Below are 26016 nucleotides of genomic sequence, written 5' to 3' on the forward strand. Positions count from 1 at the left end.
TCAGTGCTGCCGAGGTAGCCGCACGACCTGGACGAAGAAGTCGTCGATGTGCTTGATGGCGGCGACGAATTGGTCCAGGTCGACCGGCTTGGTCACGTACGCGTTGGCATGCAGCTTGTAGCTGCGCAGGATGTCCTCCTCGGCCGCCGAGGTGGTGAGCACGACTACGGGAATGTGGGCGAGGTCCGCATCGGCCTTGATCTTCTCCAGCACTTGACGGCCATCGTATTTCGGCAGGTTCAGGTCGAGCAGGATCAGATCCGGCCGCGGCGCGTCCGCGTGCTCGCCGTGCCGGTACAGGAAATCGAGCGCCTCCTGCCCGTCGTGGGCGACATGCAAAGTGTTGCCGATCTTGTTGTCCTCGAACGCCTCTCTGGTCATCAACTCGTCGCCGGGGTCGTCCTCCACGAGCAGGATGTCGATGGGCTGACCAGAATTACTCACGCCGGATCTCCTTGTGATGGTGGTTCGTTTTGCTGAGATGCGCGGACCGGCTCGTCCGATTCCGCGGGTGAATCGTCCACGGGCGCGTTGAGAGTGAAGACGAAGCGGGTGCCACCGGTGTACTCGGTGTCAAGCCAGATCTTGCCGCCGTGATGTTCGACGATCTTCTTGCAGAGCGCGAGCCCGATCCCGGTTCCGCTGTACTCCTCGCGGCTGTGCAGTCGCTGGAAGATCACGAACACCTTCTCCGCGAACTCCGGCGCGATGCCGATGCCGTTGTCGGACACCGAGAATCGCCAGCCGCCGGTGTCGCCGTCCGGTGTGCAGTCCAGCCGGACGATCGGCGCCCGATCGGGGGCACGGAACTTGATCGCATTGCCGATCAGGTTCTGCCACAGCATGGTCAGCAGCGTCGGGTCGCCGGTGATCTCCGGCAACGTGTCGGGACGTTCGAGCCGCAGATCGGTGTCCTCGGCGGCGGCCGCGAGGTTGGCCATCGCCTTGTCCAGCGTCTGGTCGAGGCCGATCGGCACGTTGCCGTCGATGACCCTGCCGACCCGGGAGAAGGTGAGCAGATCGTTGATGAGGACCTGCATGCGCTTGGCGCCGTCCACCGCGTAGGCGATGTATTGGCCTGCGCGCTCGTCCAATTGGTCGCCGTAGCGCTTCTCCAGCAGCTGGCAGAACGCGGCGATCTTGCGCAGCGGTTCCTGCAGGTCGTGCGAGGCCACGTAGGCGAACTGCTCCAGCTCGGCGTTGGAGCGGCGCAGTTCGACGGTCTGGGCGTCCAGTTCTGCCGCCTGCTGTTCGAGTGCCGCCTCCTGGACTCGGGAGGACGCCAGTTCGGCGACGACGCGGCGGCGCATGGCCTCTACCGCCTCGGCCACGGTGGCCAGATCGGTCGGGCCGCGCGCGGTGATGTGATGGTCGAAATCGCCGTCGGCCACCTGCTTGGAGGCGGCCTCCAGGTAGTCGAGCGGGCGCGCCACCAGCTTGCGCACCAGGATGGTCAGCGCGACTGCGGCGAGCAGGAAGGCGGCGACCATGCTGCCGAGCACCCAATCGCGCACCGCGCGAACATCGTTCAGCTCGGCTCGGTCCCGGGCGACCGTGTCGGCGAGTTCGGTGTTCTGGGTGGTGAACAGGGTGCGCAGCCGGTCGAAGGTCGTCTTGCCGCGCTCGGCGGCCGCCGCGTCGACGGCGGTGGTCCCGCGCGCCGAGACCGCGGCGATCAGCGGCTCGGCATAGCCGTTGCGCCACTCGGCGGCCGCCCGCTCCACCGCGTCCAGCTCGGCGATCAGCGGCGGGCGATCGGCGAGCAGCGCGCGGATCGCGGCCACGGACTTCGCCTCGTCCTGCTGCCCGTCGAAATACGGTGCGAGGAACTGGGAATCGGCGCTGATCGCGTAGCCGCGGATGCCGGTCTCCTGGCTGAGCAGCGCGCTTTGCAGCCGGAAGGTTTCGGCGACGGCAGGCTGGAGGCGGTCGGTCAACCGGTCGGCGACGCTGTTGGTCTTGCTGAGCTGGTGTGCGCCGAGCAGGGCGCCGACGAGCACCAGGATCACCATGAGGGCGAGCACCAGCAGGAACCAACCCTGTACGGTCAGCCGACCGGCCACGGACTGTCGTCGAGGCAACGTCGTCATCGGTTGTCCTGGTTGGGGTTCCGGTGATGCCACTGCAGATACATGACCGCGACATCGTCGGCCAGCCCGCCGTGCGCCTCGGCGAGTTCCTCGGCGCGCTGGATCAATTCGTCGACGAACAGCGCCGGTGTGGGGGTCGTGATCGTGCGGGCCAGCTCGAGCAGGCCCTCTTCGCCGAGACGGTCGGGCCCTTCGGCGGTGTGCCCTTCGAACAGGCCGTCGGTGAACAGCATCAGCCCGGAGTCGAGCGGGAGCGTCATCTTGTGGGCGGACCATTCGGCGCGGCCGGGAAAGAAGCCGAGCGCGGGACCGCCGGGCACCTCGACCCACTCCACGCTGGTACCGGTGCGCAGCAGCATGCCGGGATGCCCGGCCCTGGTGACCAGTACCCGACGGTCGTCGGGGTGCAAGGTCATGCTGGTGAGGGTGGCGAAGGTCTGGTTGCCGCTGCGTTCGGCGAGCAGCACCTCTTCCAGCAGCGATAGTTGCCGGACCCCGGAGATGTCGCTGAGCACCAGCGTGCGCCAGGCCAGACGCAAGGCGACGCCGGTCGCGGCCTCGTCCGGTCCGTGGCCAGAGACGTCGCCGATCAATGCGTGCACGGTGCCGTCGGCCTGTTGCACCACGTCGTAGAAGTCACCGCCGAGCAGGGCATTGGTGCGGCCTGGGCGGTAGCGCGCCACGATGTCGACGGCGCGCTCACCGCGCATCAGCGGAGTGGGCAGCAGACCGCGTTCGAGGCGGGCGTTCTCCTGGGCGCGCATCTGACTCGCGCGCAGCGCAGCGGCAGCCCGCTCTGCCTGCTTACGCTGGATCGCGTAACGCAGTGCGCGGCCGAACAACTCGGGCTCGACCCGGCCCTTCACCAGATAGTCCTGGGCGCCAGCTGCCACGGCGGCCAGCCCGGTCTGCTCCTGGTCGAGGCCGGTGAGCACGACCACCGCGACCTGATCGGTGTATTCCTGGACTCGTGCGAGCGCCTCCAAGCCTTGCGCGTCGGGCAGGTGCAGGTCGAGCAGCACACAGTCGGGCAGGCCGGTTGCCAGTCGTTCGCGTGCCTCGGCGGCGGAACGGACCCAGCGCATCGGCAGACCGGGGGCGCCGTCGGCGATCAGTTCCTCGACGAGCAGCGCGTCGGCCTGGTCGTCCTCGACGAGCAGGACCGATAGTTCCTGCCAGTTCCATACCGCGTTGGTGCGCGGATGGGCGCCACCGCCAAGCAGGCCCGCAGGCCAACTCTGCCCGGAAAGCATCGACCCGGTCTCCTTTCGTCCGCGTTAGCTACTCGTTGTCGCGACGCACGACTTACGCGGAATACCCAGAATTCCGGAGAGCACCCTGACATCTGTCGGTCTCACGATGCCATACCGGTGTCGCCTTCCTCACCAGCCCGCGCACGGGAATGTCGTACCAGCTCTGTATATTTTGCTTCAGCAACTAGTTGCGCGGGTCAATTAAGTCTGTGGGTGGGTCCGGCCGGCGTCGTTATGCCTCGGGACTGACCGCCTACGGTGCAGCGGTAGGCTCGCCGCACTGTTGCACGCTGAGATATCGACCAGCAGTAGACAGCAGTTCGCTTGTGGCACATGGCCGGGCCGAGCGCCGGGCCGATCCGATCGACGGCCGCATCGGTGCCGGCGGCCACCGCCGAAGGGGTGCACACCGCTTCGAGACAACTCCACAAGAGCTAGCCGACCAGAAATAAGGCGCACATGACGAATTCGACCACCCAGGCAGCGGTGCCGGGCGTGGATGCGGGCGAGGCACTGCGACCACCCACCCCGCAGGCTGCCGCCACCCTGTCGCACCGGCAGATTCTGACCATCCTGTCCGGGCTGATGCTCGGCATGTTCCTGGCCGCCCTCGACCAGAACATCGTCAGCGTCGCGATCGTGCGGATCGCCAACAGCCTGCACGGATTCGACGAACAGGCGTGGGCCACAACGGCCTACCTGATCACCGCGACCATCACCACGCCGCTGTACGGCAAGCTCGCCGACATCTACGGGCGAAAGCCGTTCTACCTGATCGCGATCGGGCTCTTCCTCGTCGGCTCGGTGGCATGCACGTTCGCCACGTCGATGTATCAGCTCGCCGGTTTCCGCGCGTTCCAGGGGCTCGGTGCGGGTGGACTGATGTCGTTGGCGTTCACCATCATCGGCGACATCGTGCCTGCCAGGGAACGGGTGCGCTACCAGGGCTATTTCATGGTGGTCTTCGGCGGGGCGACCGTGCTCGGCCCGGTGCTCGGCGGATTCTTCTCCGACTACGACACCCTCGGCGGCATCGACGGGTGGCGGTGGGTGTTCCTGGTGAACGTGCCGGTCGGGGCGCTCGCGGTGCTCGTCGTCGGCAAGGTGCTCAATGTGCCGCACCAGCGGCAACGCCATCGCATCGACTGGTTCGGCGCGGCAACCATGACCCTCTGCGTTGTGCCGTTGCTGATCGTTGCCGAGCAGGGCAGGCATTGGGGATGGAGCTCCGATCGGTCGCTGCTCTGCTACGGGATCGGCGCGGGCGGGTTGCTGTTGTTCCTGCTCGTCGAATTCCTGATGAAGGACGCGGCGCTGATTCCGTTGCGGCTGTTCAAGAGTTCGACGTTCAGCGTCACCATTCTCGGCGGCTTCATCATCGGTGTCGCCATGTTCGGTGCGATCACCATGGTGCCGCAGTACCTCCAGGTGGTTCGCGGGTTCTCGCCGACGAAAGCGGGCTTGCTGATGCTGCCGCTCGTCGTCGGCATCACGATCGGCTCGCAGCTCGCCGGTCGGATCACCAAATGGACAGGGCGCTACAAGATCCTGCCGGTGGCAGGCTCGTTCATCATCGCGGCAGGCTCGGCGCTGCACGCGCAGGTGCAGTACGACAGCCCGCTGTGGCAGCCGCTGGTGTACGGCGGCGTCATCGGGCTCGGCCTCGGTGGCTGCATGCAGACGCTGATCATCGCGGCGCAGAACGCGGGTCCACGCTCGGACATGGGTGTGTCGACCGCGTCGGCGACGTTCTTCCGGCAGATGGGTGGCACGCTCGGGGTCGCGGTGTTCCTGACGATCCTGTTCAACCTGTTGCCGCGCAAGATCATCGATGCGTTCGGCGGGCAGTTGCCTGCCGGGTTCGATGCGGCGCAGCTCAGTGCCATGCAGAGCAATACGAGCGGTGTCGCCGCTATGCCCGAGGAGCTGAAGATACCGATCCTGACCGGTTTCACCGACTCGATGGCGTGGGTGTTCTATGTCGCCGCCGGGATTGCGGTGCTGGCGGGTGTGGTGCTGATGTTCATGAAAGAGATTCCGCTGCAGGATGTTCCGCAGGCGGCGGCGCCCACGGACGAGGCGCCTGCCGAGTCGGGCTGGGACGAGGACCAGATCTGGGAGGGTGCCGCGCAGGTGATTTCCGAGCCGGAACCGGAATTGGTCGGCGCGGGTAGTAGGCAGGGGATGGCCGAGCATCATGGCAACGGTTCGTATCAATTCGCTACGGCGGAAGCCGGTTCCGCGGTAGCCGTGCTCGATACGGACGCCTTTGCCGACCCCGACACCTTCGCCGAACCCGACGCCTTGGCTGAACTCGAGGACCGCTCGATCGGCGGGTACATCCGTCGCGAGGACGGGCATCCGGTGCCTGGCGCGGCGCTCACATTGATCGACCAGCGCGGGCATCAGGTGTCACGGTCTGGCGGAGATGCCGACGGCGGCTACGTCATTCGCGTGCCGGAGACCGGCAGCTATGTCCTGATCGTCTCGGCGACGGGCCACCAACCGGCAGCCATCACGGTCACCGTTGGACAGCAGACGCACCGAATAGATGTGGCGCTGTTGGGTTCCGGTGAGTTGTCCGGTGTGGTTCGGTCGTCCGTGCGCGGCACGCCGCTGCCCGGTGCGAGGATCACGCTGACCGATTCGGATGGCGATGTGGTCGGCACCGCGACCGCGGTCGCCGACGGCGCGTACACCTGCCACGGCATCGTCTCCGGCACCTACACCCTGGTGGCGGTGGCCGAGCACATGCGTCCCGGTGCGATCACCCTCACCGTCCCCGACAGCGGATTATTGCGCCAGGACATCGAATTGGCGCCGATGGCGGTGCTCGCAGGGTGGGCGCTGGCCGACGGCGGACGCGCGGTCCCCGACGCTCAGATCAGCGTCCTGGACGCGACCGGCGACCTGACGGCGTCAGCGCGGACGGACGACAACGGCCACTACGTTGTCACCGACCTTCCTGAAGGCCGATACACGGTCGTCGCCCGCGGCTATCCGCCGGCCACCAGCCAGGTCACCGTCGCAGGCGGCGAGGTCAATCACGACGTGAAACTCGGCTACCAGCCCAACGATTCACTTTGAAAGACTCTTGAAACGGGAGCACAGCCAAGTGACCCGGCTGGGCGAGAGAACGCGTGATCGACTGCGGAGGTCAGCCGGGTACGGCAGACGACGCCACCACGCTAATCCGGTGCAAACCCTTGGCTGCCGTACTCGTCAGGAGACCGTAGACCCGAAGGAGCTTTGCCTTCGCCGAGCCCAAAGCGGCACGGCTGCAATCTAACCCGGCCCGTGGGGTGCGGTCTTGGGCGGGTGCGGTCTCGGACGGGCGCGATCTCGGACGGGCGCGGTCTCGGACGGGCGCGGCTTTGGAGGGGCGCGGCTTTGGAGGGGCGCGGTCTCGGACGGGCGCGGCTTTGGAGGGGCGCGGTCTCGGACGGGCGCGGCTTTGGAGGGGCGCGGCTTTGGGGGTTGGTGCGGGTTTTGTAGGGCGTGTTGCGTTTGGGGTGGTGGTTTATCCGCGGGTTGAACGGTTTCCTGGCGAGCGGGACGGTCCCGGGGTTTGCACTGGATAGCGTGGTGGCGTCGTGTGCCGTACCCGGCTGACCTTCCGCAGTCGCTCACGCGTTCTCTCGTCCCAGCCGGGTTACTTGGCTGTGGTCCGGTCCAAAGATCTTTTCGGGGAAGTGATCTCGAGGGAGGTTGACGGGAGTCCTATGGTGGCCGTTTTCAGGCGCACGGCAACCATAGGACTCCCGCCAACGACGGTCAGCAACCATTTCACTCCCGTCAACGGGTCAACAACCACTCCACTCCCGTCAACACGGGCAGCAACCGCCCCGGTCATCGGACACTGGTCCGGCTCAGCGAACATCACAGCGATCTTGAAGCGTTGACCTGAGAGAAAAGGCGCGTGTCGCGACACGCGTCGCAACCCCTTCACTCACGCCAATCAGGTTCAGCAACCACATCTCTCACGCCAATAAAGCTCGGCAACCATTCGACTACCGCTCAAGGCGGCTCAGCAACCACTTCTCTCACGCCGACAGGCTCAGCGACCAGTTCTCTCACGCCGACGGGCCCAGCGACCAGTTCTCTCACGCCGACGGGCCCAGCGACCACATCTCTCACGCCGACGGGCCCAGCAACCACTTCTCTCACGCCAATGCGAGGCTCACCACCTCAAAGTGGTTCCAGCGCGAGAGTTGGTGCAGCCATGTCCCGTTCGCGCGGATAGCGGTTCACGAGTGGTACATGGTGGAGGCGTTTACGGCGTGTCGCCTCCACCATGTACCACTCGTGCGGGCGCATCTCACCGAGTGGGACGTGGCGGTGGTTTCGGCCTGTTCGATGCTCTGTGCGGGGCCTCGGAGTCAGCGCGGATCCAGGGAAGAGGTGCGGATTTCGGTGTGTTGGGGGTCGTAGCCGAAGTGCTTGGCTGAGAGCAGGTTCGGGTTACGGGAAGATGAGTGCGGCTACGGTTTCCGGGGTCCAGCCGAGCTCGGCTCCTGGGCGGGTGGCCAGGTAGGTGGCTGTGGTGTCGATGGACCAGCCGTGTGACTCCATCAGTCCGGCGGCCAAGTGGCGTAAGTAGATGGGGGAGGGCGCGTTTCCGGGGAGGTCGCCGTGTTTCCACGGTGCGGTGCAGGTGAGGATCGGGTAGCCGTCGAAAGAACCTGCGCACGAGAGGGTTTCGTAACGGCCAGGGCCGAGCGGGACGCGCCCGCAGGCGATCACCTCGGTCAGATCGAGATCAACGCCCGGCTCCCGATACATCTCCTGGGCTGCGATATCGGAAAACTGTGCGACGGTGAGCAGGTAGGCGCGTGCCGCGGTCTCGCCAGGCCCGTCCGGATCGTAGAACGCCCGCCCACCGGTCCACACCAGCGATTCGGTCGCGAAATACAGGATGCCAGGCAGCATCATCGGCATCGAACGCGCAGGCTCGGCCCGATCGCGGCAACCGGGCACCGATCGCGCGCCACCCTCCGGCGTGCCGCCCGTGAGATAACACCTCAGCCTGCTCGCATGCATATTCGACCCGTACGCCGCATACCAGACCAGATCCGCGCCGCGGCGGTCTTCGCCGTTCTCGGTCATACCCACCATCGTGCCGCCACCACACCAGGCGCGCCGCGACACCTGTCAGTTCACTGGAAACGCCGCCCGCGTGCCGACGCCGCCGCCCGCGTGCTGTCGCCGACACCGGGCGCGCAGCGACACAGTCAGTTCCGCTGGAACACCGCCCGCTAGCGGACCGAGTCGGGCGCGCTCGTTGGTGGCACCTGCTCGATCTGCGCTGAGCGGAGGTCGTTGTTTGCGAACGCGTCAATCAGCTTCGCGGGAACATCGTCCGCCGATGCTTGGCGCGCAGCGGCACCGTCAGCTTCGCTGAACACCGCCCGCCGACACCGGGCGCGCAGCGGCACCGTCAGCTTCGCTGGAAAACCGCCCGCCAGCGGACCGAGTCGGAACGCGTCGATCGGCTTCACTGGAACACCGAGCGTGTGCCGATAACGCCGGGCGTGTGCCGGCAATACCGCCCGCGTGCCCGATAGCGCCGGGCGTGCGCCGACAACGTCGCGAGTGTGCCGCCGACATCGCCGCGTGCCGACTCCGACACCAGGCGCGCAGCGGCACTGTCAGCTTCGCTGGAACACCGCTTGCCAGCGGACCGAGTCGGGCGCGCTCGCCGGCGTCATCTGCTCGACCTGCACCGAGTGGCGGCCGTTGTCTATGAACGCGTCGATCAGCTTCGCTGGAACACCGCTCGCTAGCGGACCGAGTCGGGCGCGCTCGTTGGTGGCACCTGCTCGATCTGCGCTGAGCGGAGGTCGTTGTTTGTGAACGCGTCAATCAGCTTCGCGGGAACATCGTCCGCCGACGCCAGGCGCGCAGCGGCACTGTCAGCTTCGCTGGAACACCGCTCGCCAGCGGACCGAGTCGGGCGCGCCTGCTGGCGCCACCTGCTCGACTCGCACTGAGTGCAGGCCGTTGTTTGCGAATGCGTCGATCTCGGTGCGGGTCAGTGGCCACGGTGGACCGTCGACCTCCTCGCCGTCTGCGCGGATACCTGCGATCACCAGTAGGTCGCCGCCGGGTGCGACCATTTGTGCGACGTGGGCGGTTGCCTCGGCGCGCAGCGAGACTGGGAGAGACTGCACTGTGATCGACTCGACGACCAGGTCGAAGGTGCCGTCCCACTCGGTGGGTGGAGCGAGTAGATCGGCGACCACGTAGTCCACGTTGGATGTCGGGAAACGTTCTCGCGCAGTTCGTATCGCGGTCTCGGACACATCGAAGGCGGTCGTTTCGAATCCGAGGGTCGCCAGGTGCTCGGCATCGCGCCCCAAACCGCACCCGACCACCAGCGCTCGCATTCCACCGTCGGCGCGTTCGTGCCGCTCGAGCCAGTCGACCAGCAGCGCGTTCGGTTCGGGGATATCCCACGGCACCACCGCGCCGCCGTCGGCGGCCGCCGCATACAGTCGCTCGAACCACCCGGTCGGATCACCCTGCGCCAGCGAATCGGCGGACAGTCGCTTCGCGTCCGCATCACGAGAATCGGTCACTCGGCGAGTCTGTCAGCCGCACCCCGGGTTCGGACAGTCGGTGTCAGGAACGTCGCTGTGGGGGAGCACGCCCGAATACTGGCGCCTGAGCGCACCAGGCATGATCCTCGGCATGACTTCAGTACGTCGCCCGATCGCGGTGTTCGATGCCGGGCTCGGCAGCTACTCGGCGGTGGAACTGCTGCATCGGAGACTGCCCGACCGCGACATCGTGTACCTGGCCGATCGCGCGAGCTTCCCCTACGGCGCGAAGGACCGGGCAGAGCTGTTGGCCGTGGTCGGTCGTGCGGTGCGCTTTCTCGCCGGATACGAGCCGAGCGCGATCCTGTTGGCGTCCAACGCGCCGTCGGTGACCATCCTGGACGACCTGCGCAGCCCGGTGCCGATCTTCGGAGTGCGCCCGCCGGTGCAGGCAGCGTTGGCGGTGGCGCGCGAGGTCGCGGTGCTCGGGGTCCGCTCGCTGGTCGAGAGCGCGGAGCTGACCGAATTCCTGCGGCAAGAGGCAGGTTCGGAGCTCGGCCGGGTGCACGCGGTGAACGCGTCGGCCCTGGTGGAACTGGTGGAGAGCGGTGATTTCCTGTTCCGCCGAGAGCACACCGCGCAGGTGATCGGCGACTTCCTCGACACGCTGCTCGAGACCCACCCCGAGATCAACGCAGTGACTCTCTCCAGCACCCACCTGCCCTGGTTGCGCGACTACATCGAACGCGCACGACCCGAACTCCAATTGTTCGACCCCATCGAAGGAGTGGTAGACCAAATCCGTCCGCTCTCAACCCCGGGCACCGGCACCGTCCTCGGTTTGGTCACCGAAAACGACCGCTACCCAGCAACCGAATTCCGTTCCATGCTCGCCCGCCTCGAAATCGATCTGGAACTGGAATCCGTCGTAATCCCTTGACCCATAACGCTATTGAGGTCACGATCCCACCCGGCCGGGCGACTCCCGCCAGGCCGGGTGATGACCACTCCAGATGTAGTCAGCCGGGCAAGGATCAGCCTGAGCGAGCCTCGGGCGACGATCATCCCGGCTGTGGGCCTGGCTGGGTGACGGCAGGCCAGACGGTGGTAGGCCCGGCCGTGGCAGGCCAGGTGATCGGTGGGCCGGGTGATCGGTGGGCCGGGTGATCGGTGGGCCGGGTGATCGGTGGGCCGGGTGATCGGTGGGCCGGGTGATCGGTGGGCCGGGTGATCGGCGGGCCGGGTGATCGGCGGGCCGGGTGATCGGCGGGCCGGGCGATGGCAGGTCAGGTGATGGCCAGACCCGGCGACGGCTAGCTGGGCGGGAATCAGCCCGAGCGAGGGCAGCGGGTCGGCGATCAGCCCGGGTGATGGTCAGCCGGGTGAGGATCAGGTCGGGTGACGGCCAGGTTGCGTTGTGGCCAGACCGATTGGTGGCCAGGCCTGTTGGTGGCCAGGCCAGGCGATAATCAGGCCGTGTGGTCGGCTCGGGTGGCGGTCAGCCCGGGTGGCGGCTCGGCTGGCGTGAGGGCCAGCCCAGGCGATGGTCAGCCCCGGCAGTGTCCAGGTGCGGTGACCGTCAGGCCCGGGCGATGACCGGGCCTGCGGGGTCTGCTTTATCGGCCTGCGACTCGCTTCACGCCATTACCTCCAGTTCGTCGAGGAAGCGGTCGACGCCTTGGGACTTGGCATGGGTGGAGTTGAGGCGTTGGCGCACTGTGTATTCGGTTCGTTCCAGGACTGCGACGTGCAATCCTGCTCGTAGTTCGTCGACTGCCTCGCGGCGTGCGCGGACGATGCGCTCGAGGCCGTGTCGCTTTGTGCGGGCGGCCAGCTCTTCGGCTGCTGCGGCCGCGTCGGTGCGAATTCCGGTCGCGGCGGCGTGTGCGTCTTCCGCGAACTGGGCCGCCGCCAGTCCAGCCTGGGCCAGGGCCGCTTCGTGGGCTTCCTCGGCCGCGACCACCTGGGTGGCTGCGCGTTCGCTTTCTTCGAGCTCCTTTCGAATGTTGTGCTGCGTCTTGCGCATTGCTGCGCCGACTCGCGGTGTCACCCATCTGGTGAGGGCGCAGACGAGTACTGCGAAGCCGAACAGCTGGCTGAGGAAGATCGGCCAGTCCAGGACGATGTGCGACATCCGGCTATTCCTTTCCTACGCGGATGTTTTCGGCGAGCACCCGATCGGCGAGGGTCTGCGCGAGTGGTTCGACGCTCGCCCGAAGGTCGGCCGCCAGCCGATCGGTCTCGCCTCGCAACTCGGCTACGGACCGCGTCACCAGTGCGTCGGATTCGTCCTGTGCGGCGCGGCGGCGCCGCTCGATGATCGAACGACCTTCTGCGTGTGCCTGATTCCGGATTCCGGCGGCGGTGGCACGTGCTTTGCCGAGGGCCGCCTGGTAGGCCGCCTCGGCGTCGGCACGCGCCTGCCGTGCCGACTGCTGATCGGCCGCCGTCTTCGCGTTCCGCTCATCGCGTTCCGCCAGTGCCCGGTGGATCGGCGGGACCACAAACCGCCAGATCACACCGAGCACGGTCAGGAAGATCAGCAATTCGGCGAAGAACGTGCCGTTGGGGAGCAGAAAGTTCTCTCCAGCAGTGTTTTTCGTCGACATGGTGCTACTTGCCCGGTGTCGCGAAGGCGAACAGTGCCATGAAAGCGAGGTTGATGAAATACACCGCGTCGATCAGGCCGACCGCCATCAGATAGTTTCCGCGCAACCGGTTTTCGGCCTCCGGTTGGCGGGCAACGCCGGTGATCAGCGCCGAGCCTGCCATGCCGTTGCCGAACCCTGCGCCGATCGCGCCGCCGAGCATGATGAGTCCGCCGCCGAGCAGTGCCGCCGCCTGGATGATGCCTGTGTTGGTGATGTCCGACATTTTCGGTACTTCCCTTCTTCGTTGAACAGGAACGTTTTTCGGCGGTTGGTCAGTGGTTCTCGTCTTCGCGCGTCATCGACTGGGCGAAGTAGAGGATGGTCAGCAGCGCGAAGATGAATGCCTGGATGAGTCCGACGAACAGGTCGAGGAACTTCCAGATCGCGTTGGGGCCCCAGCTGATCCAGGCAGGCAGGAGGGTGATCACCGAGAGCATCACGCCGCCGGCGAACATGTTCCCGAACAGGCGCAGCGACAGCGAGAGCGGTTTGGCGATCTCCTCGACGATGTTGACGAATATCATTGGGCCCCAACCAGTGTGGCCCTTCAGTAGCATCTTCACGTGGGTGAGCGGTCCGCGCCGGACGGCACCGGCGACCTGATAACTGACGAAGACGAACGCCGCGAGCGCGTAGACGAAGTTGACGTCGGCGGCCGGTGGGTGGATGAGTTCGCCGTCGCCGTATCGCACCGGCAGCACGGCTAGCCAATTGGACAGCAGGATGAAGGTGAACAGGGTGACCGTGAGCGGTAGCACGAATGGTGCGATCCGCATCCCGATCGCGTTCTCTACCTGGGCGCGCAGCTGGACCGTCACGGTCTCGAAGAAGAGCTGAACCCCGTTGGGCACACCGGAAGTCACCGTTGCCCGCAGGTAGAACGCCAATCCGAGCACGATCGCCGCGGCGACTGTTGTCGACAGGATCGTGTCGACGTTGAACTCCAGGCCGAGCCATCGCACGGTTTCGTGCTCGCCGACCTTGATTGTCGTCATGTCTGTCCTCGCACTATCGGTCGCGCGTAGCGGAGCAGTGTGGCGGTGTGGAATAGCGCAAGTCCGAAGATGATTCCGACTCCGGCCGGTCGCACCAGGTAGGCGACGGCTACCGAAATGGCGGTCAGGACAAAGAGTCTCGCGAGCGAGAGGCCAGCTACTCGTCCAGCGCTTGCGCCCGAATCCGTGATTCTGGCGACGGCGCTCCGTGTGAATCGAGAATTCCCCCAGCCGAGCGCCGCTCCGGCGCAGATGAATACAACAAGCGATATCGCCATGTGGGCCTCCCCGTTGAGGTCGTTGTACTACGTAGCATAGTTGCTACATCTGATAGTCGCAATGCTATTGACCTGGGGTGGATTCATGGGGTTAGATAGAGAGATGCGCTCTCTGCGCATTCGCCGGGTCGGTATCGTGGCAACTGTGGGGCAGTCTTCGTGGCTGGGCAGGGTTTGGAAGAGCCGAAGAGCGAAGAGCCAAAGACTTCTCGGCTCAACGGTTTTCTAGCGAGTCCCCGTCGATGGGTTGGTAACCGTTGACTCCCGTCGGCGGCCTCGGCGACCATTCGACGTCCAAAGCCGTTGCAAACAAGTCCAATTCGTCGAGGACGGCCTCACGAGGGGGCATGGTGGAGCCGTTTGCGGCGTGTCGCCTCCATCCAGTCCCACTCGTGCGAGCGCGTCTCGCTGAGAGGGCACTGGTGGCGGTGGCTTCTCGCACGATGCCGCCACCAGTGCCCGGTGATCAGTCGACCAACTCCAGACGTCACGCGTTGATCGCCGCGGATCCCGAGGGCTGGGTGATCATCGACCGCGGCGCGAGGGGACCGAGGCCATCATGCGCGCGTGTGCCGCGAGCGTGCAGCACACGCGCGGATTCGTCGGGAGCGAAAGCTGGCGTCGTCCTCGGATTGGTACGCGGGTGAGTTGCGCTTGGTGTCGACCAGATCGACTACAGTTAGTGAAGTGAGATCTGGCGAGGGTGGAGGTGAGGCGGGTGACGGTTGAGCCGATGGATGCTGCGTTGGCTGGGCAACCTGCGGTGCACCCGGTCGGCGCTACCTTCGACCTGCTCGGCGACCGGTTGACGTTGACGATCCTTCGGCATGCGTTCGTCAACCACACGCGCAGGTTCAATCAGTGGATCGAGCGCACCGGCGCACCGCCTGCGGTGTTGACCGCGCGGCTCACCGCGCTGGTCGATGCGGGGGTTTTCGTTCGAACTCCGCAACCCGGGTCGCCGGATCGATTCGACTATCTGCTCACCGATCTGGGGCTGGCGACCTGGGAAATCCTGGTGTCGATCTGGGGTTGGCAGCGTGAGTGGACTGCCGCTGGCGCACTGCATCCTGACCTTGTGCACGACGCGTGCGGGCACCGAGGTCCTCCGGTGTTGATGTGCCGCGGCTGCGGGCGCACCGTGACGCCGCGCGACACCGAGGTCACGCTCGGCGATGATGCGTTGTGGCGCTTCACTTCCAGTGGCAGACGCCGGGCAAGGGTCACGGAGTCCACGCAGGCCGGGATGCAGTTCGACGAGATCATGGAGGCCATCGGCGACCGATGGAGTGCGACGGTGACCGGCCTCGCGCTGGCGGGCGTGCGGCGCTTCAGTGCGTTCCGCGCGGCCATGAACATGTCACCGACGACGTTGACCGAGCGGCTTTCCCGGCTGTGTGACGCCGAGATATTGCGGAGATCCGGTGACGGCAACGGCCGCGAGTACCGGCTGACCCCGCGCGGGCGCGCACTGTTCGCGGTGTTCGCGTTCCTGCTGGCCTGGTCGGAATTGGCGCATCCGGGAGCGCCCGAATCGGGCCTGCGCATCCGGCATCGTAAGTGCGGCGCGGTGCTGACGCCCGCACTGCGCTGCCGCGGCTGTGATGCCGGGCTCGACCGTGTCGACGTTCGATTCGAACCGGTGTCGCGTGCTGGGCTGGACCGCCTCGCCTGAGCCGACGTCCGGTTCGAACCGGTGTCGCAAGCCGTGCTCGACCGCCTCACCTGAGCCGCCGACCAGGGACTCTTGACACCCCTCACTGAGACGCGTATCACTTCATTAACTGTAGTGAAGGGTTGCTCATGACGCTCAAGGAAGAACTCATCGCACCGGCTGCGGCGGCGCTGACTAATCCGTATCTCGACGGTCCGTACGCACCGACCGCCGAGGAGATCACCGCGACCGACCTCGCCGTCCTGCACGGCGAACTGCCCACCGACCTCGACGGCGTCTATGTCCGCAACGGGCCCAACCCGCAGTTCGCGCCGATCGGGCGCTACCACTGGTTCGACGGCGACGGCATGCTGCACGCGGTGCACTTCGAGAACGGCAAGGCCACCTACCGCAACCGCTACATCCGCACCGCCGAGTTCGAGGCCGAGCGCGCGGCGGGAACAGCATTGTGGCGCGGCGTAATCGAGCCGTGGGACGACAACCCGGCCGGCGACCGCCGAGAACGCAATTCCGCCAACACCGATGTCGTCTTTCATCACGGCAACCTGCTGTCGCTGTGGTACCGCGCGGGCAAACCGTACGCGCTCGACCCGATCAGCCTGGAGACCCGCGGCGTCGACGACTTCGGCGCCACCTTGCCCGGCGAGGTTTCCGCGCACGCGAAAGTCGATGAAACCACTGAGGAATTCATCTTCTTCGACTATGGGATCAACGCGCCGTACCTGCGCTACGGCATGGCCGACCCGTCCGGCGTCGTCACCCACTACACCGGCATCGAACTGCCAGGCCCGCGACTGCCGCACGACATGGCGATCACCGAAAACTATTCGATCCTCATGGATTTGCCGCTGTACAACGATCCGAGGGCAGCCGCGGCGGGCCGATTCAAGCTGTTCTTCGACCGAAACCTGCCGAGCCGTTTCGGCGTGCTGCCCCGGCGCGGCGACGGCAGCGCGGTGCGCTGGTTCGAGGCCGCGCCCGGCTACATCTATCACACGGTCAATGCCTGGGAAGAGGCCGACGAGATCGTCATGGTGGTCTGCCGGGTGTCCAAGCCGAGCCCCGTGTCGGATCGCGCGAACCCGCTTGCCCAACTGCTCGCCTACCTCCGCCCCGAGGCGAAACTGCACCGCTACCGCTTCAACCTGCGCACCGGCGCGACCATCGAAGAGCCGATGGACGACGTCAACACCGAGTTCCCGGCGATCGATCAGGGCCGCACGGGGCAACGCGGTCGCTGGTCGTATCAGATGCGGTTATCAGTAGACGAGACAATGCTTTTCGATGCGGTAATGAAATACGACGTGCAGACCGGGGCCAAACAGACCCAGCCGTTCGGCGACGGATTCTTCGGCAGTGAACTCACCGTGGTGCCGCGCCCCGGCGGAACCAGCGAGGACGACGCCTGGCTGACGATGTTCGCGTTCAACAGCCACACCCAGCTGTCGGAGGTATGGATTTACGACGCCGCAGACCTCGCCGCTGGCCCGGTCTGCCGCCTCGGCCTGCCGGTGCTGGTACCGCTCGGATTCCATGCCACCTGGGTGAGCGGGGAGCGGATGCGCGCGGCCGCAGACCCGGTCGGGTGAACAGCAGCGACCGTCCGTCGCTGAGCGTGAGCCTGCCGTATTGGCAGGACCGCGACCCGATGGACGCACTCGTCGTCGCCGAAACCGCGGAAAAGCTGGGGTACCACCGGGTGTGGGTCGGTGAGATGGCGACCTTCGACGCCTTCGCCCTGGCCACCGCGCTCGGGCTGACGCCAGGCCGAATCCCGTTGTGCCTCGGCCCGCTTGCGGTCGATGTCCGCAGCCCCGCCACCATCGCCATCGGCGCCGCCAGCGTGGCTGCGCTTACCGGCCGCAGCGTCGACGTGGCCATCGGCAGCTCGAGCAGCGTGGTCGTGTGCGACTGGCACGGGCGCGAAAGACGAAGCACCGCTAGGCATCTAGAAGATTCTGCGCGCATTCTGCGAGGACTGCTCGCGGGGGAGAAGGTCGATTTCGCGGGCGCGGTGGAACGCACGAAGGGCTATCGGCTGCGCCTCGCGCCGCCGCGTTCGACGATCACCGTTGCTGCCTTCGGTCCGCACGCTCTGGCAGCGGCCGCTCGCACCGCAGACAGAGTGGTGCTGAATTTGGTCACCCCCGAACAGGTTTCGCGCTGTGCAGCACTTGTCCGGGCGGCGGCCGACGAGGCGGGACGCCCGACCCCGGCGCTCTCGGTGTGGGTAACCGGCGCCGCCGACCCGACCAAGGACCTGCTCGCCTCCGTCCGCCGCGGCATCGTCGGCTACCTGCGCGCCCCAGGCTACGACGCGATGTTCACCGAAGCGGGCTTCGGCGAGGTGGTGCGCCTCGCCCACTCCGGCGCACATCCGCGCGAGATCTTGTCAGCCGTACCCGACGAATTACCGGCCGCAGTAGGCATGTTCGGCAACGAAACAGTCCTGGCAGGCCGCCTCGAACAATATCGCCGCGCAGGAGCCGACGAAATCGTCGTAGTCCCAGCCACCTCAGCCGAAGACCCAGCAGGCCACCACACACTGGCCACCATCGCAAGGCTCGACCATGACTGACGCTTCGCCCGCTGTGGATCAGACCTGCCCGCGGGCCACCGCCTGTCGCGAGGCTCGGACCATGACTGCCCCTTCGCCTGTCCGCTTGCCTGCGGCCCTGACCCGTCGGCGCCCTAGCGCCCGCTGCGAGGATCGACCGTGAGTGATCTTTTGCTCTTTGTTTCGGCTGCGGCCCTGACCTGCTGGCGCTCCGACGTCCGCTGCGGGGGTCGACCATGAGCGTCCAGTCGCCCGGAGCGTATGTCTATGACGCTGTCCGTCTGCCGCGCGGTCGGGTGCGTAAAGGTGGGGGCACGCTTGCCGAGGTGCCGCCTTGCGAACTGTTCGGTCAGCTGCTTGTTGCGCTCGAAAGTCGTTCGGTGAGTGCGGATTCTGTTGCGGACATCCTTGTCGGGATCAGTACGCCGGTGGGGGAGCAGGGCGGGAATCTTGCGCGTGCGGCGGCGTTGTGGGCGGGCTGGCCGGATTCGGTGCCGGGTGGGGTGGTGTCGCGGCTGTGCTGTTCCGGGCTGGATGCGGCGGAGAGTGCTGCGGCCAGGGTCGCGGCGGGGTATGCGGACGTGATTGTCGCTGGTGGCGTCGAGTCGATGTCGCGGGTGCCGATGCTGTCGGATCGGCCTGCGATCGCTACGGACGCCGATCTCGGGGAACGGACTGGCTTCGTGACGATCGGCGTCTCGGCCGATCTCACTGCCGCGACCCACGGCATCACCCGTGCCGAACTCGACGCTTATGCCGTCCAGTCGCACCGGAAGGCAACGGCGGCTGTGGTTTCGGAGTCTGTGGTACCGGTGCGCAAGGGTTCGGCGGTGCTGCTCGCCGCCGATGAGGGCGCGCGAGCCGACGCTACCGAGGCCGCGTTCGCCGCGTTGCCCGCGTTGTTCGGCGACGATCCCGCCTGGGCGCGGGTGGCCCGTCGGCTGCCGGGAGCGCCGCATCCGGCGGACGGGCTGCACACGATCGCGACGGCGCCGCAGCTCGCCGACGGTGCTTCCGCCGTGGTCGTCGGCAGCCTCCACGCGGAAGAAACGTTGGGGCGCAAGCCGATCGCCCGGATCGCGGGCATCGCACAGACCGCAGTGCGGTCGCCGCTGCTGACCGCGCCGGTCACCGCGGCCCGGTTGGCGTTGCGCAGCGCCGGGATCACCGCGGCCGACCTCGACGTGCTCGAGGTCAACGAATCCTTCGCCGTCACACCGCTTCTGCTCACCAGAGAGCTGGGTGTGCGCCCGGAGCTGGTCAACCCGTCCGGCGGCGCGCTCGCGGTCGGGCATCCGCTCGGCGCGACGGGCGGCAACCTCATCGTCCAAGCGCTCGACGCACTCACGCGCACGGGCGGCGAACACGCGCTGGTCACCATTCCCGCGGCCATGGGGCTCGGCTCCGCCATGGTGTTGCGACGCCTGAACTGAAGGAACATGTCATGTCCGAGTCTTCGACGGTCAGCCGGGTCGGCGTGCCGACCTGCCATCCCGAGGCGAAGGTGCGTGAGTATCTCGAACGCGGCTGGTGGCAGCCCGAGACGCTGTCGGACCTGCTGGGCCAGCGGGTCGAGGCCGCACCGGAGGCCGCCGCGATCTCCGATCCGGACAATCTCGCCGCACTGACCGGTGCGACGCCCGAGACGCTGTCGTGGCGTGAACTCGGCGAGCGGGCCGCCGATCTGGCGGCGGTGCTGTACCGCAACGGCATTCGGCAGGGCGATGCCGTCGCGGTCCTGCTGCCGAACTCGATCGCGTTGGTAGCCACCTATTTCGCGCTGTGGCGGCTCGGCGCGGTCGCCACACCGATGCCCGTTTCCTTCCGCAGGCACGAGCTGTCCGGCATCGTCACCGCCGCGGACGCGACCGCCATCGTCACCGCGGGCACCTTCGCCGGACGCGAACTCGCTAGCGAGGCACTGGAAGTGGCGGACAACCGCACCGTCTTCGTCTTCGGGCCCGGCGTACCCGATGGCGCTATCACGCTGGACGAGCCCGCCGACGCCGCCGACCGGGAGCGGACACGGTTCTACGTCCGCAGCCTGACGGTCTCGGTGAACGACCGGGTCACCGTCTGCTGGACCAGCGGCACCGAGGCCGCGCCCAAAGGCATTCCGCGCTGCCACGGCGACTGGCTCGCCATGGGGTGGGGCGTGCAGGACGCGCTGCACATCACGCCGGAGTCGGTGCTGCTCAATCCTTTTCCGATGGTGAATATGGCGGGCTTTGCCGCGGCGCTGCTGCCGTGGCTGCTCGCGGGCGGGCACCTGGTGCAACATCAGCCGCTCGATCTGCCGGTGTTCCTCGGTCAGATCGCGCAGTATCGGGTGACGCACACCAGCATGCCGCCTGCGTTGTTGACGATGTTGCTGCACAACGAACCGCTGCGCGCCTCGGCGGACCTATCGTCGCTGCAGCGGGTTGGTTCCGGCGGCGGGCCGCTGTCGCCGAGTGTGGTGCGTGGCTGGCAGGAACTCCTCGGCATCGACGTGGTCAACTTCTTCGGCTCCAATGAGGGTGTCTGCCTGCTCGGTTCACCGATCGACTTCCCCGATCCGGAAGCCCGCGCGGAATATCTGCCCCGCTACGGCGCACCGGGTGTCCGCTGGGCCACCCGTCTTGCCGACAGCACGGCGGTCAAACTCGTCGACGTCAGCACCGGCGCGACGGTGACCGAAGTCGGCCGCTCCGGCGAGCTGCGGCTGGCCGGGCCCGCGGTATTCGGTGGCTACCTGCCGGGCACGGCGACGGTCGACGCGTTCGACGAGGACGGATTCCTGTGCAGTGGTGACGTGTTCGAACTGTGCGGCGTGGACGGCCGGTATCTGCGTTTCGTCGATCGGATCAAAGAGATCATCATCCGCGGCGGTATGAACATCGCCCCCGCCGAGATCGAGGGGCTGCTCGCCGATCATCCCGGCATCGCCGAGGTGGCGGTGGTCGGCTACCCCGATCCGGTGCTCGGCGAAAGGTGTTGTGCCTTTGTGGTTCCCGTGCGCGGGGCGACGGTGACCCTGGACGGGGTGGTTGCGCATTTGCGTGCGCACGAGGTGGCGTCGTTCAAGCTGCCGGAGCGGCTGGAGATCGTCGACACACTGCCACGCAACCCGGTGGGCAAACTGCTGCGCCGTCACCTGCGAGACACCCTGCGCGACACCGGGGATCGCTGATCCGCGGTCAGCATCGACCTTCAGGAGCATTCATGCCCATTCATCTACTCGGCGGCAGCCAAACCGATTTCGCCGTCAACTGGCACCGTGCAGGCCTCGGGTTCGACGCACTCGTCGGCGCGATCCTCGAGCAGACGTTCCTGGCGACGGAGATCGATCCCGGCGAGGTCGGCGTGATTCACGTCGGTAATGCGTTCGGGCAGTTGTTCACCGGTCAGGGTCAGCTCGGCGGCATGCCTGCCACGGTGCTGCCCGAACTGTGGGGTGTTCCGGCGAGCAGGCACGAGGCGGCTTGCGCGTCCGGCAGCATGGCGTTGCTCGCGGCGATGGCGGACCTGGAGTCGGGCCGGTACGACTGCGCGCTGGTGCTCGGCGCCGAACTGGAGAAGACGGTGTCGGGCGAGACGGCCGCAGGCTATCTCGGCGCCGCCGCCTGGGTCGGCCACGAGGCGAAGGACGCAACGTTCGTGTGGCCGACCATGTTCGCCGAGCTCGCCGACGAGTACGACCGCCGCTACGGGCTCGACGACACGTACTTGCGCATGATCAGTGAGCTCAATATCACCAATGCCCGCGCCAACCCGCTTGCCCAGACCAGGAATTGGACATTCACGGCAGCCGGCTTCGACGCGGACGACACCGCCAACCCGCCGGTGGCGGGTCGGTTGCGCAGGCAGGATTGCAGCCAGATGACCGACGGCGCCGTCGCCGTCGTGCTGGTGTCCGACCGATTCCTGGAGCGGCGCAGCGACTTACGGGCCGACCGCCGCGCGCTGATCACCGGGTGGGGCCATCGCACCGCTGGTCTGCCGCTGGCGCAGAAGCTCCGCGTCGCCGCCGACGATAGGTATGTGTTCCCGCATGTGCGTCAGACGATGCTCGACGCGCTCGGCCGTGCCGATTTGCCCGATATCGAGGCAGTGGACGGCGTTGAGGTGCATGACTGTTTCTCCATGTCGGAGTACATGGCCATCGATCATCTCGGCATTACCGGCCCTGGTGAGAGCTGGAAAGCCGTGGCATCAGGCGACATCGCGCGGGATGGTCGCCTCCCTGTCAACCCGGGTGGCGGTTTGATCGGGGGTGGTCATCCGGTGGGTGCTACCGGCGTGCGGATGGTGCTCGACGCCTTCAAACAGGTCACCGGACAGGCAGGAGCGTATCAAGTCCCCGGCGCGCGCCGATTCGCCACCCTCAACATCGGCGGGAGCGCCACCACCGCAGCGAGTTTCGTCGTCGAGGGCGCGACACGCCCGCATTAGTGAAGGCGAATCATTCCTGATTCGGTATTGCCGCGACGTCGCCGAGACAGACCGCGGAGCCTGTTCTATGCTGTCCCGAAACGCGTGTCGCGGCGCGCCGCATTCACCCGGCAAATCGGCCGTTTTCGGTCGCAACGGTGCGTCGGCCGGAAATGCGATGTAGCCTTCCCACGCGTGATCACTTGTCTGCCATCGAATCTCCTCTTGGAGCCGAAATGACCATCCAGCATCCCATCGAGGACGAGGTCACGCAGCTGGCGAGGCGGGTCGAGAAGGCCCGTGGCCGGCTGGCATATCAATTCGATCCCGCGTTGACCGAAGCGCTCTCCGAGGACGAGCTGCACGCGGAACGCGAGCTAGCCGAACGGATTCGCGGCCAGGACCGTGGGCAGCGCTGGAAAGAGGCCCAAGCCGCCGCATCGGCGGCCGACCGCGCCAGGCAGACCACCGAAGCGATCGAGAAGGCCGACATGCGAGATCTGTTGCTGGCCCGCAAGGCAATTGCCGCGCAGCGCCGCGAGTCGAGTCCGCACGCCAAACTGGCCTCGCTATATCGGCACCGGTCCTGGTCGCTGCGCGCGCTGGCCGGTGTCGTCGGTGCAGGCATGTTGTGGTCCGCAGTCAACGTGCAGCAGAACATCGCCCCTGGCGGGCCGAACGACCCGCTGTTCTGGTTCAGCTATCTGCTCGAAGGCATGATCAGCGTCTGCTTGATCATCATCATGATCGGCACCAACAAGGTGGCCGAATGGGGGGTCGTCGATAACCGGCGCCAGGTCGTCGCTGCCGAAATCGCGCTGCTGTCACTGACAGTCACCCTGAACACCTACCCCTACGTGCGGGCCGAGCAGTGGTACGACGCCGCCGTGCACGCCGTCGCGCCGGTGATGATCGGTGTGGCGCTGCTCATCCACGACGCCGCGAGCGCGCGCTACGGCCTCGCCATCCACCGGGCAACCGACCAGGTGCGCGATTTGCCCGACCCGGCCGAGCAGATTCGCCGGACGCTGCCCGCGATCGCCAGCTACCGCCTGCGCCGCCCGACGCCAGAGGTGATGGCGTCGAGCCATGTCGCCGAGCTGACCGTCGAGGCCGAGCCGGATCCGCTCGCGGAACTGGACGCGGGCTCGAACATCGTCGACCCCGACATCGAGGTCACGTCGACCACCGTGCAGGAAACCGAGGTCACCAACCCGTTCCGGGTCACCGAACGGATCACCCCGGCCAAGTCCGAGAACGGTCGCGTCGCCGCCGATTCCGAGCGCAGGACCACCAGCGCCAGGAACGGCAGCGGGAGCACCACGGTGGTGACCAAGCCCGTCGAGAAGCCTGCCGCCGAGCGCAAGCCCGCGGCGACCGTCAAGGCGGCTGAGCCGGTCGTGCCGCCGGTGGCGAAGAGCAAGCCGGCTACGACCGATCTGTCCGCTGTCGACCAGCCGATCGCGGAAAAGCGGAGCGTACCTGCCGATCTCGACATCAAGCCGGTCGCGCCCGCGAAGCCGGCCCCCGCGCCCGTGAAGCCTGCCCCGGTGGCGGCGAAGCAGGTCCCAACGCCGGTCACCCCGGCCGCACCGCAAAAGCCTGCCACGCCAACCAAGATCGCGGCTCAGCCCGCGGCGGCGAAGCCGACCACCCCTGCCGCGCCCGCCCGCACCGACAAGGTCGCCGTCGCGTCGACAACGGCGCAGTCGGCCACCGCAACCACTGCCGCCATCAAGGGCAAGCCTGCCGCGGCCGAAAAGCCGTCCACCACACCGGACCCCAAGACCGCCAAGGAAACCCCGGCCATTCCCACCCCCGAAATCCACGACACCGGCCAATTCCGGATCGCCGAAATCCTCGAACAGGAACTTGCCGAACTCCAGGCAGCCCGTCGCCGCGCCCGCACCAGCCGCAAGGCCTCGACCCCGGCCGCAAGCCGCGACCGCTGATCGCCGTCCGGGCAACGAGTGGTCTCAGGCGAGCTGCCCTAGGCAGCGTCCTGTTCGGTGGGATGGGCTCGCACGAGTGGTACATGGTGGAGGCGACACGCCGTAAACGCCTCCACCATGTACCACTCGTGAACCGCTATCCGCGCGAACGGGACATGGCTGCATCAACTCTCGTGCTGGAACCAGTTTGAGGTGGTGAGCCTCGCATTGGCGTGAGAGAACTGGTTGCTGAGCCTGTCGGCGTGAGAGATGTGGTTGCTGAACCTGGTTGGCGTGAGAGAAGTGGTTGCGACGCGTGTCGCGACACGCGCCTTTTCTCTCACGTCAACGCTTCAAGATCGCTGTGAAGGTCTCCTGGGCCGGACCACCGGCCGATGACCGGGACGGTTGCCGCCCGTGTTGACGGGAGTGAAATGGTTGTTGACCCGTTGACGGGAGTGAAATGGTTGCTGATCGTCGTTGGCGGGAGTCATATGGTTGCCGTGCGCCTGAAAACGGCCACCATATGACTCCCGTCAACCTCTCTCGAGATCACTTCCCCGAAAAGATCTTTGGACCGGACCACAGCCAAGCAACCCGCCCTGGGACGGGAGAACGCGTGAGCGACTGCGGAGGTCAGCCGGGTACGGCACCCGACGCCACCACGCTATCCGGTGCAAACCCCGAGACTGTCCTGTGCCTGGAAACCGTCGAACCAGCGGATAAACCACCACCCCAAACGCAACACGCCCTACGAAACCCACACCAACCCCCCCAAAGCCGCGCCCGTCCGAGACCGCGCCCGTCCGAGGCCGCGCCCGTCCGAGGCCGCGCCCGTCCGAGGCCGCGCCCGCTTGAGGCCGCGCCCGCTCGAGGCCGCGCCCGCTCGAGGCCGCGCCCGTCCGAGATCGCGCCGGTCTCGATGAGGTGCAGCAGAATGCCGCGGCCCGCGTAGTAGGCGTCGAAGGATTCCCACCTCACTACGGCGTTGCGCTGCGAACGGTCGGGCCAGCCCGAAGGGTTGTGGAAGGTGATGTGGTCGTCGGTGGCTTGGGTGGCCAGGACGAGATGTCCGCCCCGCTCGACCTGAATGGGCAGACCGTCGGGAGCCAGATCTCGGATTGCGGGATTGACCGACACCATGGCGAGGTGGCCGTCGCGGAGGTGATCGAGCAGATCAGCGTTGGTCAGCGGCGCCGCGACTGTTGCGCGGAACGGCCACTGCCGACCGTTGACGTATTCGGCGAACGGTGCGTACTTCAGACCGATGACGCGGTCACCGTCGCGTTCATAGCCTCCCACCGCGAGCAGGTCGTTGGCCAAGGTCATTGCCGTCGGAACGTCAGTGCCGCAGCCGGCCAACACCATTCGCAAGCAGGCGACTCCGCACAGGCGTCGGGCCCAGAATTCGTAGTCGTGCGGCGAGGCGGCTCCGGACCGGGCCCACCTCGGATCGTCGCGCGCAGCAAGCTGTCCGGTGAGAATATCGCCGACCAGGTGCGCCGACTCCCACTGGGCCAGGTACGGCACCTCGGGGCGTGCGAATGTGGGCATCAGGCAATCACTTTCGATGAGATTCCACAGCTACCTCTGGAGAGGTATCCGCTGTTCGAGGGACTGTAGGTCGCTCGCGT

General features: G+C 66.7%; 20 protein-coding genes. 9 read left to right on the forward strand and 11 right to left on the reverse strand.

From position 1 onward, the window contains the following. Genes ACGFNJ_RS39185 through ACGFNJ_RS39195 form a run of 3 tightly spaced genes read right to left on the reverse strand, consistent with a single transcriptional unit; the run spans position 1 to position 3343 of the window. Positions 1–444, reverse strand: a complete 444-nt coding sequence (locus ACGFNJ_RS39185; RefSeq protein WP_393460691.1) for a response regulator — start codon at positions 442–444, stop codon at positions 1–3. Next, complete coding sequence (locus ACGFNJ_RS39190; RefSeq protein WP_393460694.1) at positions 441–2090, reverse strand: CHASE3 domain-containing protein; 1650 nt, start codon at positions 2088–2090, stop codon at positions 441–443. Before ACGFNJ_RS39190 ends, ACGFNJ_RS39185 begins: the two co-directional genes overlap by 4 nt. Beyond that, complete coding sequence (locus ACGFNJ_RS39195) at positions 2087–3343, reverse strand: PP2C family protein-serine/threonine phosphatase (RefSeq protein WP_393460697.1); 1257 nt, start codon at positions 3341–3343, stop codon at positions 2087–2089. The genes ACGFNJ_RS39190 and ACGFNJ_RS39195 overlap by 4 nt, the downstream gene beginning before the upstream one ends. A gap of 459 nt (positions 3344–3802) precedes the next feature. Here ACGFNJ_RS39195 and ACGFNJ_RS39200 point away from each other — a divergent pair, with 459 nt between their 5' ends. After that, positions 3803–6430, forward strand: coding sequence for an MFS transporter (locus tag ACGFNJ_RS39200; protein WP_393460700.1), 2628 nt, complete (start codon positions 3803–3805; stop codon positions 6428–6430). A gap of 1374 nt (positions 6431–7804) precedes the next feature. On the opposite strand, the gene ACGFNJ_RS39205 is transcribed toward ACGFNJ_RS39200, so the two are convergent. The 3 genes from ACGFNJ_RS39205 to ACGFNJ_RS39215 form a co-directional block, all read right to left on the reverse strand. Continuing rightward, positions 7805–8449 carry a histone deacetylase gene (locus ACGFNJ_RS39205; protein ID WP_393460703.1) on the reverse strand — a complete coding sequence of 215 codons (645 nt, stop codon included), beginning with the start codon at positions 8447–8449 and terminating at the stop codon, positions 7805–7807. Positions 8450–8598: 149 nt separating this feature from the next. Continuing rightward, positions 8599–8841, reverse strand: coding sequence for a hypothetical protein (locus tag ACGFNJ_RS39210; protein ID WP_393460706.1), 243 nt, complete (start codon positions 8839–8841; stop codon positions 8599–8601). A gap of 414 nt (positions 8842–9255) precedes the next feature. After that, a complete protein-coding gene (locus ACGFNJ_RS39215; RefSeq protein ID WP_393460709.1) occupies positions 9256–9921 on the reverse strand; it encodes a class I SAM-dependent methyltransferase in 666 nt (221 codons plus the stop codon). 112 nt (positions 9922–10033) lie between these two features. Between ACGFNJ_RS39215 and ACGFNJ_RS39220 the strand changes: the two genes are divergently transcribed. After that, positions 10034–10822: a glutamate racemase gene (locus tag ACGFNJ_RS39220; protein ID WP_393460712.1), complete on the forward strand. Its 789-nt coding sequence runs from the start codon at positions 10034–10036 to the stop codon at positions 10820–10822. 696 nt (positions 10823–11518) lie between these two features. On the opposite strand, the gene ACGFNJ_RS39225 is transcribed toward ACGFNJ_RS39220, so the two are convergent. The 4 genes from ACGFNJ_RS39225 to atpB are packed head-to-tail and all read right to left on the reverse strand — an operon-like array spanning position 11519 to position 13528. Continuing rightward, on the reverse strand, positions 11519–12016 hold the full coding sequence (locus ACGFNJ_RS39225) for a hypothetical protein (RefSeq protein WP_393460715.1): 498 nt from the start codon (positions 12014–12016) through the stop codon (positions 11519–11521). A gap of 4 nt (positions 12017–12020) precedes the next feature. After that, the gene (locus tag ACGFNJ_RS39230; RefSeq protein WP_393460718.1) at positions 12021–12491 is read right to left on the reverse strand and encodes a F0F1 ATP synthase subunit B; all 471 of its coding nucleotides are present in this window, start codon (positions 12489–12491) and stop codon (positions 12021–12023) included. A gap of 4 nt (positions 12492–12495) precedes the next feature. Beyond that, positions 12496–12756 (reverse strand): ATP synthase F0 subunit C, encoded by a 261-nt coding sequence (gene atpE / locus ACGFNJ_RS39235; protein WP_069167940.1) that lies wholly within the window; start codon positions 12754–12756, stop codon positions 12496–12498. Between the two features lie 49 nt (positions 12757–12805). Next, complete coding sequence (gene atpB / locus ACGFNJ_RS39240; protein WP_393460722.1) at positions 12806–13528, reverse strand: F0F1 ATP synthase subunit A; 723 nt, start codon at positions 13526–13528, stop codon at positions 12806–12808. Positions 13529–14524: 996 nt separating this feature from the next. Here atpB and ACGFNJ_RS39245 point away from each other — a divergent pair. The 7 genes from ACGFNJ_RS39245 (at position 14525) to ACGFNJ_RS39275 (ending at position 24403) form a co-directional block, all read left to right on the forward strand. Then, positions 14525–15481: a winged helix-turn-helix transcriptional regulator gene (locus ACGFNJ_RS39245; protein ID WP_393460725.1), complete on the forward strand. Its 957-nt coding sequence runs from the start codon at positions 14525–14527 to the stop codon at positions 15479–15481. Positions 15482–15609: 128 nt separating this feature from the next. Further along, positions 15610–17070, forward strand: coding sequence for a carotenoid oxygenase family protein (locus ACGFNJ_RS39250; RefSeq protein WP_393460728.1), 1461 nt, complete (start codon positions 15610–15612; stop codon positions 17068–17070). Then, entirely contained in the window at positions 17067–18059 is a 993-nt protein-coding gene (locus ACGFNJ_RS39255; RefSeq protein ID WP_393460731.1) for an LLM class F420-dependent oxidoreductase, read from the forward strand. The genes ACGFNJ_RS39250 and ACGFNJ_RS39255 overlap by 4 nt, the downstream gene beginning before the upstream one ends. Before the next feature lie 215 nt (positions 18060–18274). Beyond that, positions 18275–19471 carry a thiolase family protein gene (locus ACGFNJ_RS39260; protein WP_393460734.1) on the forward strand — a complete coding sequence of 399 codons (1197 nt, stop codon included), beginning with the start codon at positions 18275–18277 and terminating at the stop codon, positions 19469–19471. Positions 19472–19482: 11 nt separating this feature from the next. After that, on the forward strand, positions 19483–21210 hold the full coding sequence (locus ACGFNJ_RS39265) for a class I adenylate-forming enzyme family protein (RefSeq protein WP_393460737.1): 1728 nt from the start codon (positions 19483–19485) through the stop codon (positions 21208–21210). A 32-nt stretch (positions 21211–21242) separates the two neighbouring features. Beyond that, entirely contained in the window at positions 21243–22472 is a 1230-nt protein-coding gene (locus ACGFNJ_RS39270) for an acetyl-CoA acetyltransferase (protein ID WP_393460740.1), read from the forward strand. 215 nt (positions 22473–22687) lie between these two features. Further along, positions 22688–24403, forward strand: a complete 1716-nt coding sequence (locus ACGFNJ_RS39275) for a hypothetical protein (protein ID WP_393460743.1) — start codon at positions 22688–22690, stop codon at positions 24401–24403. A 615-nt stretch (positions 24404–25018) separates the two neighbouring features. On the opposite strand, the gene ACGFNJ_RS39280 is transcribed toward ACGFNJ_RS39275, so the two are convergent. Next, positions 25019–25936, reverse strand: a complete 918-nt coding sequence (locus ACGFNJ_RS39280) for a C39 family peptidase (RefSeq protein ID WP_393460746.1) — start codon at positions 25934–25936, stop codon at positions 25019–25021. Between the last annotated feature and the right edge of the window lie 80 nt (positions 25937–26016).

Source organism: Nocardia sp. NPDC049149 (assembly GCF_043197455.1).
Classification (GTDB): Bacteria; Actinomycetota; Actinomycetes; order Mycobacteriales; family Mycobacteriaceae; genus Nocardia.